General features: G+C 59.5%; 9 protein-coding genes. 3 read left to right on the top strand and 6 right to left on the bottom strand.

The genetic code is table 11. From position 1 onward, the window contains the following. Window positions 1-193: 193 nt before the first annotated feature. The 3 genes from C5750_RS23290 to C5750_RS23280 form a co-directional block, all read right to left on the bottom strand. A complete protein-coding gene (locus C5750_RS23290) occupies window positions 194-1,090 on the bottom strand; it encodes an alpha/beta hydrolase family protein (RefSeq protein ID WP_105737244.1) in 897 nt (298 codons plus the stop codon). Between the two features lie 150 nt (window positions 1,091-1,240). Next, window positions 1,241-3,367, bottom strand: coding sequence for a family 20 glycosylhydrolase (locus C5750_RS23285; RefSeq protein ID WP_105737242.1), 2,127 nt, complete (start codon window positions 3,365-3,367; stop codon window positions 1,241-1,243). 343 nt (window positions 3,368-3,710) lie between these two features. Next, a complete protein-coding gene (locus C5750_RS23280) occupies window positions 3,711-5,246 on the bottom strand; it encodes a helicase HerA-like C-terminal domain-containing protein (protein WP_105737240.1) in 1,536 nt (511 codons plus the stop codon). Window positions 5,247-5,518: 272 nt separating this feature from the next. Between C5750_RS23280 and C5750_RS23275 the strand changes: the two genes are divergently transcribed. After that, the gene (locus tag C5750_RS23275; protein WP_105737238.1) at window positions 5,519-5,881 is read left to right on the top strand and encodes a hypothetical protein; all 363 of its coding nucleotides are present in this window, start codon (window positions 5,519-5,521) and stop codon (window positions 5,879-5,881) included. Between the two features lie 87 nt (window positions 5,882-5,968). Here the strand turns inward: C5750_RS23275 and mctP are convergent, their stop codons facing one another. Continuing rightward, window positions 5,969-7,441, bottom strand: coding sequence for a monocarboxylate uptake permease MctP (gene mctP, locus C5750_RS23270; protein WP_105737236.1), 1,473 nt, complete (start codon window positions 7,439-7,441; stop codon window positions 5,969-5,971). After that, window positions 7,431-7,628 (bottom strand): DUF3311 domain-containing protein, encoded by a 198-nt coding sequence (locus C5750_RS23265; protein WP_105737234.1) that lies wholly within the window; start codon window positions 7,626-7,628, stop codon window positions 7,431-7,433. The genes mctP and C5750_RS23265 overlap by 11 nt, the downstream gene beginning before the upstream one ends. Before the next feature lie 340 nt (window positions 7,629-7,968). Here C5750_RS23265 and C5750_RS23260 point away from each other — a divergent pair, with 340 nt between their 5' ends. Both C5750_RS23260 and C5750_RS23255 read left to right on the top strand, forming a co-directional pair. Next, window positions 7,969-9,441, top strand: coding sequence for a tlde1 domain-containing protein (locus C5750_RS23260; RefSeq protein ID WP_245421219.1), 1,473 nt, complete (start codon window positions 7,969-7,971; stop codon window positions 9,439-9,441). Window positions 9,442-10,055: 614 nt separating this feature from the next. Next, window positions 10,056-11,585, top strand: a complete 1,530-nt coding sequence (locus tag C5750_RS23255; protein ID WP_105737232.1) for an ABC-F family ATP-binding cassette domain-containing protein — start codon at window positions 10,056-10,058, stop codon at window positions 11,583-11,585. A gap of 41 nt (window positions 11,586-11,626) precedes the next feature. On the opposite strand, the gene C5750_RS23250 is transcribed toward C5750_RS23255, so the two are convergent. Continuing rightward, a complete protein-coding gene (locus C5750_RS23250) occupies window positions 11,627-13,582 on the bottom strand; it encodes an elongation factor G (protein ID WP_105737230.1) in 1,956 nt (651 codons plus the stop codon). Between the last annotated feature and the right edge of the window lie 14 nt (window positions 13,583-13,596).

Genomic DNA, 13,596 nt, shown 5'->3' with positions numbered 1-13,596 from the left:
TAGCATGGATCGGGTTTACCAGCTCTAAACGCACATAAAATGTGGCAGCGGACCGTTGGCAATATGGCACAAACAAGGCGGGCGGCGAACTGTTGCCCTCCCGCAACAGAAACGCGGCCCGCGCCATGCCTTCACCGTTCACCGGGCGATAAACAATTCGTGAGACCGCAGAACCCGTCTTCCGATCGCCGAATCACCGGGGTTCATAGCGAAAATCCGACACGCCGAACCGCCCGGCAAGGCTGCTGAGCGGCGCATCGCCGGTCTTGCCTCTGACATAGCGGTCCATGAAGGCGACGCTGGCTTCGCTGATGCGCGTGCGGGTGAACAGGCCGAGGTCGGTCCAGGTCAGATGACCCGCGCCCAGAAATTCCACGTAATATTTCGGGCCTTTCGACAGGTCGTAGCCACCGCCGGGCCGCCGCACCTTCGGGGTCACAAAAATATCGCGCGTCCCGCCCTGGTACATGACCGGGGCTTCGAGATGCCGCAGCGAATCCCGGTGCAGATAGGGGCCGACATAGGGCGACAGGGCAAGCGTTGCCTTGACGCCATCGATACGCCAGCCGGGCCAGGCGCCGCTCATGCCCAGCACGGTATAGCCGCCGAGGGAATGGCCCGCGAGCCCCATTTCATTCCAGTTGATCCGGCTGTTCCATTGCCGGTCGCCCTTCAGGGCTGTAATCACTTTCCTGAAATCCTCGGCGCGGTTCCTGAACGTCGCCTCCGTCCAGCGCAGCGGTTTGCGCAAGGAGACCTGCGGCTTGTCGAGAATGCTCTGGTCGCCATTGTTGCAGGTCGCGTCGTGATGATTGGGTGCGAAGACGATATAGCCCGCCTTGGCAAAAGCCCGCATCAGGAATTTGGATTGGGTCGAACAGCCGTGGAACCCATGCGAGAAGAAAATGACCGGCTGGCGGGCAATTGTCCGCTGGTCCGGTTCCCACACATGGACCGGCACGCCGCCGATCACCGCTTCGCTGTCCTTGGCAAAAGCGGTTCCGGCCATGGCCAGCACGGCAGCGAGAAAGGCGGCGATCAGTCGCCGCATGTGGCGCGGCCGCGTCAAGGGTTTGCCTGTGGTGTTCATCACGCCTTGTCCAGACTGATCGGAAGTGCTGTCTTGTGGGCAGATACCGGCAGATATGGGGCAGTAGCCCGCTAACGCAAAGACCGGTACCCGCTCCGCTGCACCGGCCGCGCCTTCACTGCTTCAGCGTCTCAAAACCAAGCAGCGTCGTCACTTGTCGCGGATTGGTGACCCGCTGAACATTGTAACGCCTGGGCCGTATTGTAAAACTGCTATGCTTTGACGCAACACTGGATAAGGTATAATTTCTCCCGCAGTATCTTGAGCATTTCCCTGCCAGAATACTTGGCCCGCGGCAGGAATCGCATCCTTGAGAAGGTCATTAACCTCTTTTTCCCATGCATAATTTTTCGCTGGCTCCGCATCACTCCCAATTCCATAATCGTTCCAGACGCAAATCTGCCCGCCAAGAGGAGCTTCAGCTATCTTATTTGGAAGACTATTATTCCACTTCGCATAAAGTGTATCGCCGCGAATACCCTGCGGATTAAAGTATTCTGGCCCAAAAGGGACGATGTACCAGTCTCCATAGGATTCAATCCAATTGTAACCGTGAGATTTCCAGCTTACATTCGCTTCATCAGTCCAGTTAATCCAACGCTCAACGATAAAGCGCTTATCTTGTTCGGGACGATATTCTCCATCACCCCAGAGTCTCACAGCCTTCCCTTGCGAAATCAGATAACCTCCCAGCTCATTGAGATAAGAAATTGCGTGCTTCGTAGTGATGTTCGTGTCCGATTTTACAAAGAGCTCGTCACCACCAATGTGTATTGTATTCGACTTGAACCATGGCAAGAACTCGGCAAATACCTTTTTCATGTATTCGAGAGTCTCAGGCTTCGTCGGATCGAGCATTTGCATTTTATATTTGTCAGCAAACGCCAGATCTGACCTATCAGCGGCAAATGGAACGGAATGCCCGGGTGAATTTATCTCTGGAACGATTTCCACGCCATTTTCAGCAGCAACGTCCTCCAATTCGTTCCAGTCCTGTCTGGTGTAATATTGATTATCTTTTGGAATCAAACCTTTGAACGTTGCATTGTCGCTCTTCAACCGGAAAGCTCCATTTGTCGTTCCGTCGGCGTTTGCCTTCGTTGCATTGTTACTCAAGCCAAGATGCAGTCTGTTGAGTTTGTACCAACCCATAAAGCGTATGTAGTTCTTCAAGAATTCCTTGTCCGCAAACTTACGGCCCACATCCAGCATGACGCTGCGTTCTGCATAACGTGAATAGTCAATGGCAAAACCTTTGGGAATAGATCCTTGTGCCCCGGCTGCTTGGCGGCCGAGCGCGAGCATTTGCAGCACTGTACGAGAGGCATAAAAAACACTGCTGGCTTTGTTTACAGATTCCCTAGCTGGATTGCCACGCAGAACCACGGCTTTGTCTATCAACAGCGTATAACCGTCTCTGCCAAGTCTCTTGGCCACGGATGTGTTACACGGCGACAGGCTAAGTGCAATGTCGCCATCTTTTATCTTGATATCTGCACTGACTTTGAGGGTGATACCCGTTATCTCAGCAATATCCTTTGCAAGTTTATCTGCAACTGGCTTCAAAAATTCCCCATTTGAATATTCAAAAACAATACGGCTGTTAGGTGTCAGGCTGAATCTCTCTGCGCCGCCCTGCCATTTCGCCAGTCGGGGTATAACTGCCGGTACAGGGTTTTTATCGATCAGCGATGCGGGCGTGGAGGCAGCAATATCGTTCGATTCTTCTGCGGCACAGAAAAAGGGGCCCGCGGTCTTTTCCGCCAGCCCGGCAGCTGCGACCTCCAACTTGGCAATACGGTCGAATACATCCTGTTTTGGCAACGCATCCTGTTTCAACTGCGCAGTAATTCCGCTCAATTGATTCAATGCAGCCTGAACTTCCTTCAGTTGATCCGGCTCCATTTTCGGCATCTTTTCCACCAGGCCTTTGAGATTGTCCAACTCCTGGCGCACTTTGTCACGCGTCTCTGAATCATCCTTTTTGCCAAGCTCGGTTTTTAATTCTGCGAGCGAGGTATTGATCTTGGCAATCTCCTTGGAAATGTCAGAATTGTGCTCTTTCTGGGCTAGTTCAGCCAGAACGAGCAATTGGCCCTGCTTTTCGATTGTTTGTTTGTTGGCCTGCGACGCAGTGTCCAGCGTTGCAAGGTTGTCATTGATCTCAGAAAAAGTCGGGTTCGGCATATCCGAAACAGACTTTGAGTCATCTTTACATCCGGCGAATACTGAAGAGACCAGCGCAAGGCTTACAGCCTTCAATATGAATTTGTTCATCGAAATACCCCCAAAATAGAGGCTTCGTTGCCGGAGGCTCCCCCCTTGCACAGAAGCCAAGCTTGAAAATCAACCCCGTCATCATTCGAAACAATGCGATGACTGGTATTAGATTGGCCTCAATGACAATTGAGCGCAATTCGACGAAAGTCGCTAAAACTGGTGTTTTTTTGCACATTTTTGCAAGTTCTGAGACAAAGCCCATCAGAAAAGAAATACCAATTATTAAAAAACAATACCAATTTTATTCGCGATGATCCGCTCACGGCAAAGGGCGCACCACCGCAGATCGGCTGCACAGGCAGCCGATGAAAAACTTACTGAGTCAGGAAATGCTCCCGCTCTAGCGCTTGCTCAGGCTTCCCAGAATGCCGCGCACCAGCGCGCGGCCGAGCGAGCTGCCAACCGAACGGACGACCGATTTCATCGCTGCTTCCGCCACCGTCTGGCGGGCACGGGGCTGGCCGCCGCGCGGGCCCGGCGTGCTGCTGCCGCCGCCCAGAATATCCGGCAGGCGCCAGCCGCTGGTGCTGTCGGCTTCCTGTTCCTTCGCGGCACCGGCCTCCGCCTGTCCCTGCGCCGCCTTTTTCTGCAGCACCTCATAGGCGGATTCGCGATCGATCATCTGGTCATACTGGCCGGCGACCGGGCTGGCGTTGATCAGCTTTTGCCGCTCGTCCACGGTCAACGGGCCGATGCGTCCCGCCGGCGGGCGGATCAGCGTGCGCTGCACGACGGACGGCACACCTTTTTCCGCCAGGGTCGACACCAGCGCTTCGCCGGTGGACAGGTTTGTAATCGCGGCGAAGGTGTTGAAATCCGGATTGGGGCGGAAGGTATCGGCCGCCGTCTTTACCGCATTCTGCTCGCGCGGCGTATAGGCCCGCAGCGCATGCTGAACGCGGTTGCCAAGCTGCGCCAGCACGGTTTCCGGCACATCAAGCGGATTCTGCGAAATGAAATAGACCCCGACACCTTTGGAACGGATAAGGCGCACCACCTGCTCCACCCGGTTGAGCAGGGCTTTCGGTGCCTCATTGAACAGAAGATGCGCTTCGTCGAAGAAGAAGACGAGGCGCGGCTTTTCCGGATCGCCGATTTCAGGCAGTTCCTCGAACAGCTCCGACAGGAGCCAGAGCAGGAAAGTGGAATAAAGCCGCGGATTCATCATCAGCTTGTCGGCGGCCAGCACGCTGACCACGCCGCGGCCATTGGTGCTCGTGCGCATGATATCGGCGATGCGCAGGGCCGGCTCGCCAAAGAATTTCGTCCCGCCCTGCTGCTCAAGCACCAGGAGGGAACGTTGGATGGCGCCAACGGACGGCTTGGTGACATTGCCGTAACGCGCGGAAATTTCCTCGGCACGCTCGGCGATATTGACCAGCAGAGCCTGCAGGTCCTTCATGTCGAGCAGCAGCAGCCCCTCTTCGTCGGCAATCTTGAAGGCAATGTTCATCACGCCTTCCTGCGCCTCGGTGAGATTCATCAGGCGCGAGAGCAGCAGCGGCCCCATTTCGGAAATGGTGGCGCGGATCGGATGGCCCTGTTCGCCGAAAATATCCCAGAAAATGACCGGCGACGCCTCAAGCGCATAGGGGTCGAGCCTGACCTCCGCCGCCCGCTTGACCAGAAAATCCTTTTCCTCGCCCTTCGCGCCGATACCCGACAGATCGCCTTTGATGTCGGCACAGAAGACCGGAACGCCCGCGCGCGAAAAACCTTCCGCCAGGACCTGCAGCGAGACGGTCTTGCCCGTCCCTGTCGCGCCGGTGATGAGCCCGTGGCGGTTGCCATATTTCAGCAGCAGCGCTTCGGCCTGCTGATAGCTGTCATCCGGTTTGCGGCTCGCACCAAGGAAGATACTGTCGTCAGCGGCCATGGGGGGTGATCCTCTTCACTGTGGTGTTTCTGCCATCCGATATAAAGGCCGGATGCCCGGGGGACAATGCCTCGCAGCCGGGACTCATGCATAAGATTGCAAGGCGGCGCTGAAATTGCTGACGTTTTTGTGTCATCTTCGCGTGCCACAACAGCATTTCGCCGCGCAAGGAATGTCATGCCCGCTGATCCAGATTGACGCAGTGGCTTGCAAGGCCGATGATATCCGCATATTACGTAAACGTAATTCATGACAGACGGGAGATTAGGCTCATGGACGAACTTATCGCGCGCATTACCGCCAATGTCGGCACCGATCCGGAAACCGCAAAGAAGGCCGTCGGCCTCATCCTTGCTTTCCTGCAGAAGGAAGGTCCGGCCAAGGCAACCGACCTGATCAGCAGCATCCCCGGCGCGGATGCGGCCATTGCCGATGCCAATTCCGGCGGCGGCTTCCTGTCCGGTCTGATGCCCGGCGTCATGGGCCTCGGCTCCAAGCTGATGGGCGCTGGCCTCGGCATGAGCGAAATCTCCGGCATTTCCAAGGAAACCATTGCCTTTGCCCGTGAAAAGGCCGGCAGCGACGTGGTGGACGAAGTCGTCAATTCGATCCCGGGCCTCAGCCAGTTCGTCTGAAACGGGCGGCGCGGCCGATTACAACAGCATGTCAAACGCGCGCCTTTCGGCGCGCGTTTTTATTTGGCAGTTCCGTGAGCGCGCGGCTCACGCAGGCTTGCGCGCCGGAACCGTGACGAGATTGACCAGCACCGCCACGGCAATATTGGCGGCCAGCGCCAGCAGCCCGATATAGACCGTGAATGGCGCGCCGCCGAGGCTGATGGCCTGCAGCGGTTTCAAGCCATTGATCCACACCAGATAGGTGCCGCCGCCAAAGCCGACGAGCCATCCGGCCAGCAGGCCCAGTGCGCGGAACCAGTTTGAATAGAGCCCGAACACCAGCGCCGGAAGGGTCTGCAGGATCCAGATGCCGCCGAGCAGCTGCAGGTCCAATGCAAACTGCGTCGGCAGGAAGGCAATGACCAGCAACGCGCCAATCTTGATGATCAGCGATGTCACCTTGGCGACCTTCGCCTCCCCCGCATCCGTCACCTGCGGATTGACATAGGCCTTCCAGAAATTGCGGGTGAAGAGGTTGGAAGCACCGATGCTCATGACCGCGGCGGGAACCAGCGCGCCGATGGCAATGGCGGCGAAGGCAAAACCGGCGAACCAGCTGGGGAACAGGGTCTGGAACAGCGCCGGAACCACCTGGTTCGGGCTGGAGACATTGAGATGGGCGGCGTGGCCCATATAGCCCAGGAGAGCAAGCAGGCCGAGGAGCAGCGTATAGGCCGGCAGCATCACCGCGTTCTTGCGGATGGTGTTGCCGCTGTTGGAGGCAAAGATGCCGGTCAGCGTATGCGGATACATGAAGGCCGCCAGCGCCGAGCCGAGCGCGAGGGTTGCATAGGCCACATACTGGTTGCCGCCGAGCAGCAGACTGCCCGAGCCCTTGGCTTTGAAGGCCGCATCCGCCGATGCGAACACATTGGCATAACCGCCGAGTTTCGCCGGGATGAGCGCTACCGCGGCAATGACAGCGATATAGATCATGATGTCCTTGACGAAAGCGATGAGCGCGGGCGCGCGCAACCCCGCCGAATAGGTGTAAAGCGCGAGGATGACGAAGGCGACCGCGAGCGGCAGCTCGCCGGTCAAGCCCAGAGCCTGCAGCACGGCGGCCATGCCGACCAGCTGCAGGGCGATATAGGGCATCGTCGCGATGACGCCGGTGAGCGCCACTGCCAGCTCCAGCCCGCGCGAGCCGTATTGCCCGAATACCACATCGCCGGCAGTCACGTAGCCATTGTCCTTGGCCCGTTTCCACAGGAGCGGCATGACCATGAAGACGAAGGGATAGACGATGATCGTGTAGGGCAGCGCAAAGAAACCGTAGGCGCCGACCGCATAGACCAGCGCCGGAACCGCGATCACCGTATAGGCAGTATAGAAATCGCCGCCGACGAGAAACCAGGTGATCCAAGTGCCGAAATTGCGCCCGCCCAGGCCCCACTCATCGATGTGCGCCATGGTCTTGGGCGCGCGCCAGCGGGAAGCAACGAACCCGAGCACCGTGACGAGAGCGAAAAAGAAGACAAAAACCGAAACGGCAACCGGATCAAGATTAGTCGTCATAGCGTACACTCCGGTAGACGATCCAGGTGACAAGGGCGGTCAACGGCACGAAAGCCAGCTGATACCAGTAGAAAAAGGGGAAGCCGAGCAGTTCCGGTTCGCGGGAATTATAGAAGGGAACCCAGAGAAGTCCGATGTAGGGAATCGCAAGTAGCCACAATATGGCCCTTTTTGAACCTTTTTCCATGGATATGTCCTCTCGAAATTAACTTTTGAGGAAAGATGAAACCCGAGGGTTTCATTAATAGGCTCCGCCATCATTTGCGCAAGACGCGATCGATGCGGGCAGCGCGCGGATATGGTTCCGGACGCGCATTATCAACAATGTTCTTTTCGGCACTGTGGCAATTCGTGATCAACAAGACCCCGATACATAAAGAAATTAGTAACCAAGATTCTTCATGCTCCCAGGCAGTCGGCAATTGACGCCAGACACGCGTGTTCCGTGCCTGATGGTTGGTATTGGCCGTGGCGAACCCCTTCGGGGCAAGTCGCAGGTTTGAGTAAGCGTTTGGAAAAAGAGTACGATGGCGTTCGCGACCGATACATTCAGGCAGGCTGGTTCCTTTAACCCTTCAGCCTTTCGCGTGGGCAAACCGCGCGGCGGGCTTGTCAGCGCGCTGGCCATCGGCGTCGGCATAGCCGCCACCGTATGGGTTCTGGCGACCATCAGCACGACCCAAAAAATGGTGGCTTCCTTCGCCGCAAGCCCGGCGGTGCTGCACCATGGCTCCCACGCGCTCGACACGATTGCGCTTGTCGATCCCGGCACCCTGAAGGTCCGCAGGCCGAACAGCGCCGCACTGGCGGCGCTCAATCCCGAATTGCGGCACCGCATTCCCCACGGCGCACTGGCGGAGGCAAAAAATGCCGATACGGCGGACCGCGTCGTCGTCAGCCATGACGAAGCCTTCGCAGAACCCGCCTCCGCTCTCGTGATGCTCGACACGGCGCCATTGTCCGAATCCGACGTCACCGCGCTTCTCAATACGCCGTCCGGCCCGGTCGACGCCGAGGTGCAGAACGCAATCCGCGCCGCAATGGCCAACAGCGCCCTGGCGCTGGCGGCAAACGGCCGGTCCACGCTCGACAGCAAGCCGGTTGGTTCCATACCGCTGCCTGCCATTGCCCCCGACCGGGAAAAACTGGAAATCGCCGCTGCGGGCGCCGCGCTGGCCACGGCCTCGGACAATCCGTTCAACGCCCAGCCCGATCTCGTGGACAAGCGCCGCCACGAACCGGAAATACCGATCCTCGCCAGCTACGCGCCCTCGGCAACCGAAAGCAACCCGATGATGGGGCCGCTCGCGCCGGACCTTGAAGTCGCCGTACCCGTGCCGGAAGATGCACCGGACAGAAAGACCGCCAGCGTGGCACCGGACGACGCGGCCTCATCCGATGACGCGCAGGACACGGTTGATGTTCCCCTGCCTTCGAAACGGCCGAAGGTGGCAGCCGGAACCTTTCCGCCAGCCCCTACCGCTCCGGCAAAACAGCGGCCTGACGTGAAGATGGCTTCCATCCGCCCGGATGATGCGGCCGTCGAAGCCATGCCCAAATCGAAAAGCCTGTTCGGATCGCTATTCGGCGGCTCGCGCAATGGCGTCGCTGTCTATGATATCTCGGCGCGCACGGTTTATCTGCCCAATGGCGAGCGGCTTGAAGCGCATTCGGGCATGGGCCACATGCTGGACAATCCCCGCTACACGCGCGAATCGAACCGCGGGCCGACACCGCCGCACACCTATAATCTGACCATGCGCGAACAGCTTTTCCACGGCGTCGCGGCCATCCGCCTGACGCCGGTCGACGGCCGCAATGCCTTCGGCCGCAACGGCCTGCTCGCCCATACCTACATGCTGGGACCGCGCGGCGATTCGAACGGATGCGTGGTTTTCAAGGATTATCGCCGCTTCCTCAAAGCGTTCCAGCGCGGCGAAGTCTCGCGCCTTGTCGTGGTGGAACACCTGCCATCATCATCGCGCATCGCCACGCGTTAGAGCGGTTTGCGGCCATATTGGATCAGTTCTGTTTCCCGGATGGCGAGACAATCCACGCGGAAGGTAGCGAGGCCGATGTTTATCCATCGGACGACGCTGCCTGACAAAGTGGGTGTCCGCCAGCCGGAAACCCGAAGGGCCGGGTGAATTTGGCCCAATGCCATCGGGCTTCGGCTTCGCCCGATGGAAAGGCATCGGTCTCGCCAAACCCCTCGACCTTGAACCAAATTCCCTCCGGCAGAACGATTCAATATGGTCGCAAACCGCTCTAATGTTTTATGCCTAGGCAATAGACATTTGTTGCAACCGATGTTAATGAGCAGTTAGCTCAATTCAGGAAAGGAGGGCTGCGCATGAATACGTTCTTCCGGCATCATCGCCAGCGTGGCCCCGTCAACGCCCTGCAGATACGTTTGCAGGGCTGACCGGAAACATCTTCCATACCCATTCCAGGTCTGCCCTTCGTGGTCACGCAGCGTCTGCTCGCTTTTTGAGCGGCCTTGCGTCTCTTCACAACCCACCGAGCCAACGCGGTTATCCCACCGTTTCGTGCACCAGACGACAGCAGCAGAGAACTGCGTCGCAGCACATGGCCCGGCAGACCAGAGAATAAAATGGCACTGATCAATGTAAGAAACCTCGGCGTCACCCTTGGGGCCCCGCTTTTCACCAAGCTGAGTTTTGTCGTGGGCGCGGGTGACCGGCTCGGCATCGTTGCCGCCAATGGCCGCGGCAAGTCCACCCTGTTGCGCTGTCTCGCGGGAACGCTCGATTCGACCACCGGCGACATCACCCGCACGCGCGGCCTGCGCATCGGCTATGTCGAGCAGGCCATACCGGATGCTCTTCTTAGCACCACCTTCTACGACATGGTCCTGCAGGCCTTGTCCGCCGAGCAGCAGGAGACCGAAAGCTGGCGCGTCGATGTCGTGCTCGCCTCGCTCGACGTGCCGGATGTCTTGCGCGAGCGCACCGTCGGCCAGCTCAGCGGCGGCTGGCAGCGGCTTGCGCTGATTGCCCGCGTCTGGGTGACCGACCCCGACGTGCTGCTGCTGGACGAGCCGACCAACCATCTCGACCTTGCCAAGATTGCGCAGCTGGAAGACTGGCTGAACAATCTTCCCCGCGATGTGCCGGTGGTGATCTGCAGCCACGACCGGGCTTTTCTTGACGCGACGACCAACAGAACCCTGTTCCTGCGGCCGGAGAATTCGCATGCCTTCGCCCTGCCCTACACGCGGGCCCGGGTGGCGCTGGACGAGATCGACGCGGCGGAAGCGCGGCGTTACGAGCGGGATATGAAGGTGGCGCAACAGCTGCGCCAGCAGGCGGCCAAGCTCAACAATATCGGCATCAATTCCGGCAGCGACCTCCTGGTTGTGAAAACGAAGCAGTTGAAACAGCGGGCGGAAAAGCTGGAGGACGCGGCGCGGCCCGCCCATCAGGAACGGTCGGCCGGGGCGATCCGCCTTGCCAACAGCGGCACGCACGCCAAGGTGCTGGTGACGCTCGATGATGCGTCCGTCGAGACGCCGGATGGTACGCCGCTGTTCAAAACCGGCAGGAAATGGATATGCCAGGGCGACCGCATCGTGCTTCTGGGTGCCAACGGCACGGGCAAGTCGCGTCTCGTCGGCATGATCCGGCATGCCATCACCGATCCGCTGGCATCGCCGGACACCGTCAAGGCGACACCGTCGCTGGTGCTTGGTTATGGCGACCAGGCGCTGGCCGACCTGCCGGACCGTGACACGCCGTTCGACACGATCAGCCGGCGGTTCGATATCGGCGACCAGCGCACGCGCACCCTTCTGGCCGGGGCCGGACTTGGCATCGATATCCAGAACAAGCCCAACAGCGTGCTGTCGGGCGGGCAGAAGGCGCGGCTGGGCATGCTGGTGCTGCGGCTGGCCAATCCGAACTTCTTCCTGCTGGATGAACCGACCAACCATCTGGATATTGACGGGCAGGAAGCGCTGGAGTCCGAACTGATGGCGCATGAGGCCAGCTGCCTGCTGGTCTCGCATGACCGCAGCTTTGTTCGGGCGGTCGGTAACCGGTTCTGGCTGATCGAGAAACGGCGTCTCGTCGAGGTGGAAAGCCCGGAAGCGTTCTTTGCTTCCGTCAGCGGCACACAATCCTGATTGCACGCCGGGCTGTCCCATCGGGACGGCCCGGCGCCCGCTCAATGGGCGTGCGCAGCCTGCGCGGTGACGATGGCGTCGGCCTCCTTGCCGTAAAGCTCCTCGAAATGATCAAAGGTCTTGGAAAAGCTGCCGATGCCCTGCGTGGCCGAGCGCAAGGCCCGCCCCAGCTCGTCCAGCGAACTGCCGGGAATCATCGCCCGGAAAACGTCCCAGCCCTTGGTGTTGTCATCCCGGTCAAAGCCCAGAACCTGCCCCTTGAAGGCGGATACAATGGGCACGAGATTGCCTGAGTAGACCGATGGTATGTGAATCTCGATGCGGAAGACCGGCTGCATGAGCACGGCCGAGGCTTCCGACAGCGCCTGCCGGACACCCATCTTGGCCGCAGCGCGGAAGGCAAATTCCGAACTGTCGACCGAATGGTGCTGGCCATCGGTCAGCATCACGCCGACATCGATGACCGGAAGGCCCAAGGGCCCCCGTTCCATGGCCTCGCGCGAGCCTGCTTCCACCGCGGGGATGTAGTTGCGCGGCACTGCTCCACCTTTTACCGTTTCGCCGAAGGAAAAGCCCTCGCCGCGCCCGTTGGGATGCACGCTCAGTTTCACGTCGGCAAACTGCCCCGCGCCGCCGGTCTGCTTGCGGTGGCGGTAGTGAACATCGGCGGGTTTTGAAATCGTCTCGCGGTAGACCGGGCTTGGCATGCGGTCGGTGACATTGACGTGGAAGACCTCCGCCAGGGTTTTGCACAGGTCACGCAGATGCACTGGCCCCTGCACGCTGACAAGCTGGGCACCGGTGCCCTCTTCCTGCGCCACCTTGAGCCCGCGATCCGTTTCCACCAGTTTCGCCAAAGTTTCGGAAAGCTTTGTTTCGTCCCGCTCGCTTTCGGGCACGAGGATGCGCTCCAGCATGGGTGTGGGCGGTGTCGTCCACTCCGGCGCCGCCATGGCTGCATCTACTGTCAGCAGAGACGGCACCGGCAGGTGATCCGACTTGACTGTACTGAACACATCGCCAGGCGCTGCGGTTCCCGACGCCGTGGGACGCCCGGTTCCGGGGTCCTGCACCGGGCCAAGACGCCCGCCGCCCAGAAGCGCGCCCTGCTTGAGACCCTCCTTCAGCGCGCGCACCAGCACGGTCTTGCCGATGTTCTGGCGGTGATAGGCATGAAAGCCGACGGCTGCCAGCGCGTTTTCCGGCGTGCTGTTGGACGCGGCAAGACGCTTGCGCAGGGCATCGACGGGCGGCGCTTCATGGCGCAGGGCTTTCATCAGCCGCAGCATGCCATTGCTGTGGCTGGCGGCGCCCAGCAGGACCGGAATGATCTTGTTTTCCCGCAACACGCGCGACGAGATGGCGAAGACGGCGTCACTGGGCGGCTCGCGGTCTTCGATCAGCTCTTCCAGCAGCCAGTCATCGAATTCTGAGAGATGTTCAAGCAGTTCGGCGCGCGCCTCGTGTTCCCGTTCGCGCTCGCTTTCCGGAATGGCGATCAGAGCCGATGTCTGGCCTTCGCGATAGCGCCAGGCCCGTTCCGAAATCAGGTCGCATGTCCCGACGATCTTGTCGCCTTCGCGGATGGGAATCTGCCGCAGAACAAGGGAATGGCTGCAATAGCCCTGCAGCGAGGCAATGACATCGCGAATCCGCCCCCGTGGCTCGTCGATGCGATTGACAAAGACGATGCAGGGCGTTCCCGACGCCTCTATGACCCTGAGGTACGGGGCGGCGAGCACCGCCTCTTCCGGCACGGGCGACACGCACAGGATACAGGCATCGCTTGCCATCAATGCATCCTGCGCATGGGCCACGGCTTCATTGCCGCCCGGCGTGTCCAGCGCGCACCATGTTTCTTTGCCGAAGGTGAATTCCGTCAGATTGAGCCCGTAGGGCGAGACCGACTTTTTGGGCGCGCCCTCCAGCGCGCCGAGTTTTTCCACGAGCGTGGATTTTCCGGTCTGCGAGGGTCCAAGTACCGTAAAGCAGCGCATTCGCGTCCTCCCCT

It is taken from the genome of Phyllobacterium myrsinacearum (genome assembly GCF_002980555.1).
Lineage (GTDB): Bacteria > Pseudomonadota > Alphaproteobacteria > Rhizobiales > Rhizobiaceae > Phyllobacterium > Phyllobacterium myrsinacearum.
The sequence above is the reverse complement of the archived record's forward strand: the minus strand, read 5'-3'. Positions and strand labels throughout refer to the sequence as shown.

What these genes read in the sequence shown, in the direction of transcription:
- C5750_RS23290 (WP_105737244.1), bottom strand. Translation starts at nt 1,090, where the DNA reads ATGAACACCACAGGCAAACCCTTGACGCGGCCGCGCCACATGCGGCGA.
- C5750_RS23260 (WP_245421219.1), top strand. Translation starts at nt 7,969, where the DNA reads ATGGCGTTCGCGACCGATACATTCAGGCAGGCTGGTTCCTTTAACCCT.
- C5750_RS23265 (WP_105737234.1), bottom strand. Translation starts at nt 7,628, where the DNA reads ATGGAAAAAGGTTCAAAAAGGGCCATATTGTGGCTACTTGCGATTCCC.
- C5750_RS23250 (WP_105737230.1), bottom strand. Translation starts at nt 13,582, where the DNA reads ATGCGCTGCTTTACGGTACTTGGACCCTCGCAGACCGGAAAATCCACG.
- C5750_RS23285 (WP_105737242.1), bottom strand. Translation starts at nt 3,367, where the DNA reads ATGAACAAATTCATATTGAAGGCTGTAAGCCTTGCGCTGGTCTCTTCA.
- mctP (WP_105737236.1), bottom strand. Translation starts at nt 7,441, where the DNA reads ATGACGACTAATCTTGATCCGGTTGCCGTTTCGGTTTTTGTCTTCTTT.
- C5750_RS23275 (WP_105737238.1), top strand. Translation starts at nt 5,519, where the DNA reads ATGGACGAACTTATCGCGCGCATTACCGCCAATGTCGGCACCGATCCG.
- C5750_RS23280 (WP_105737240.1), bottom strand. Translation starts at nt 5,246, where the DNA reads ATGGCCGCTGACGACAGTATCTTCCTTGGTGCGAGCCGCAAACCGGAT.
- C5750_RS23255 (WP_105737232.1), top strand. Translation starts at nt 10,056, where the DNA reads ATGGCACTGATCAATGTAAGAAACCTCGGCGTCACCCTTGGGGCCCCG.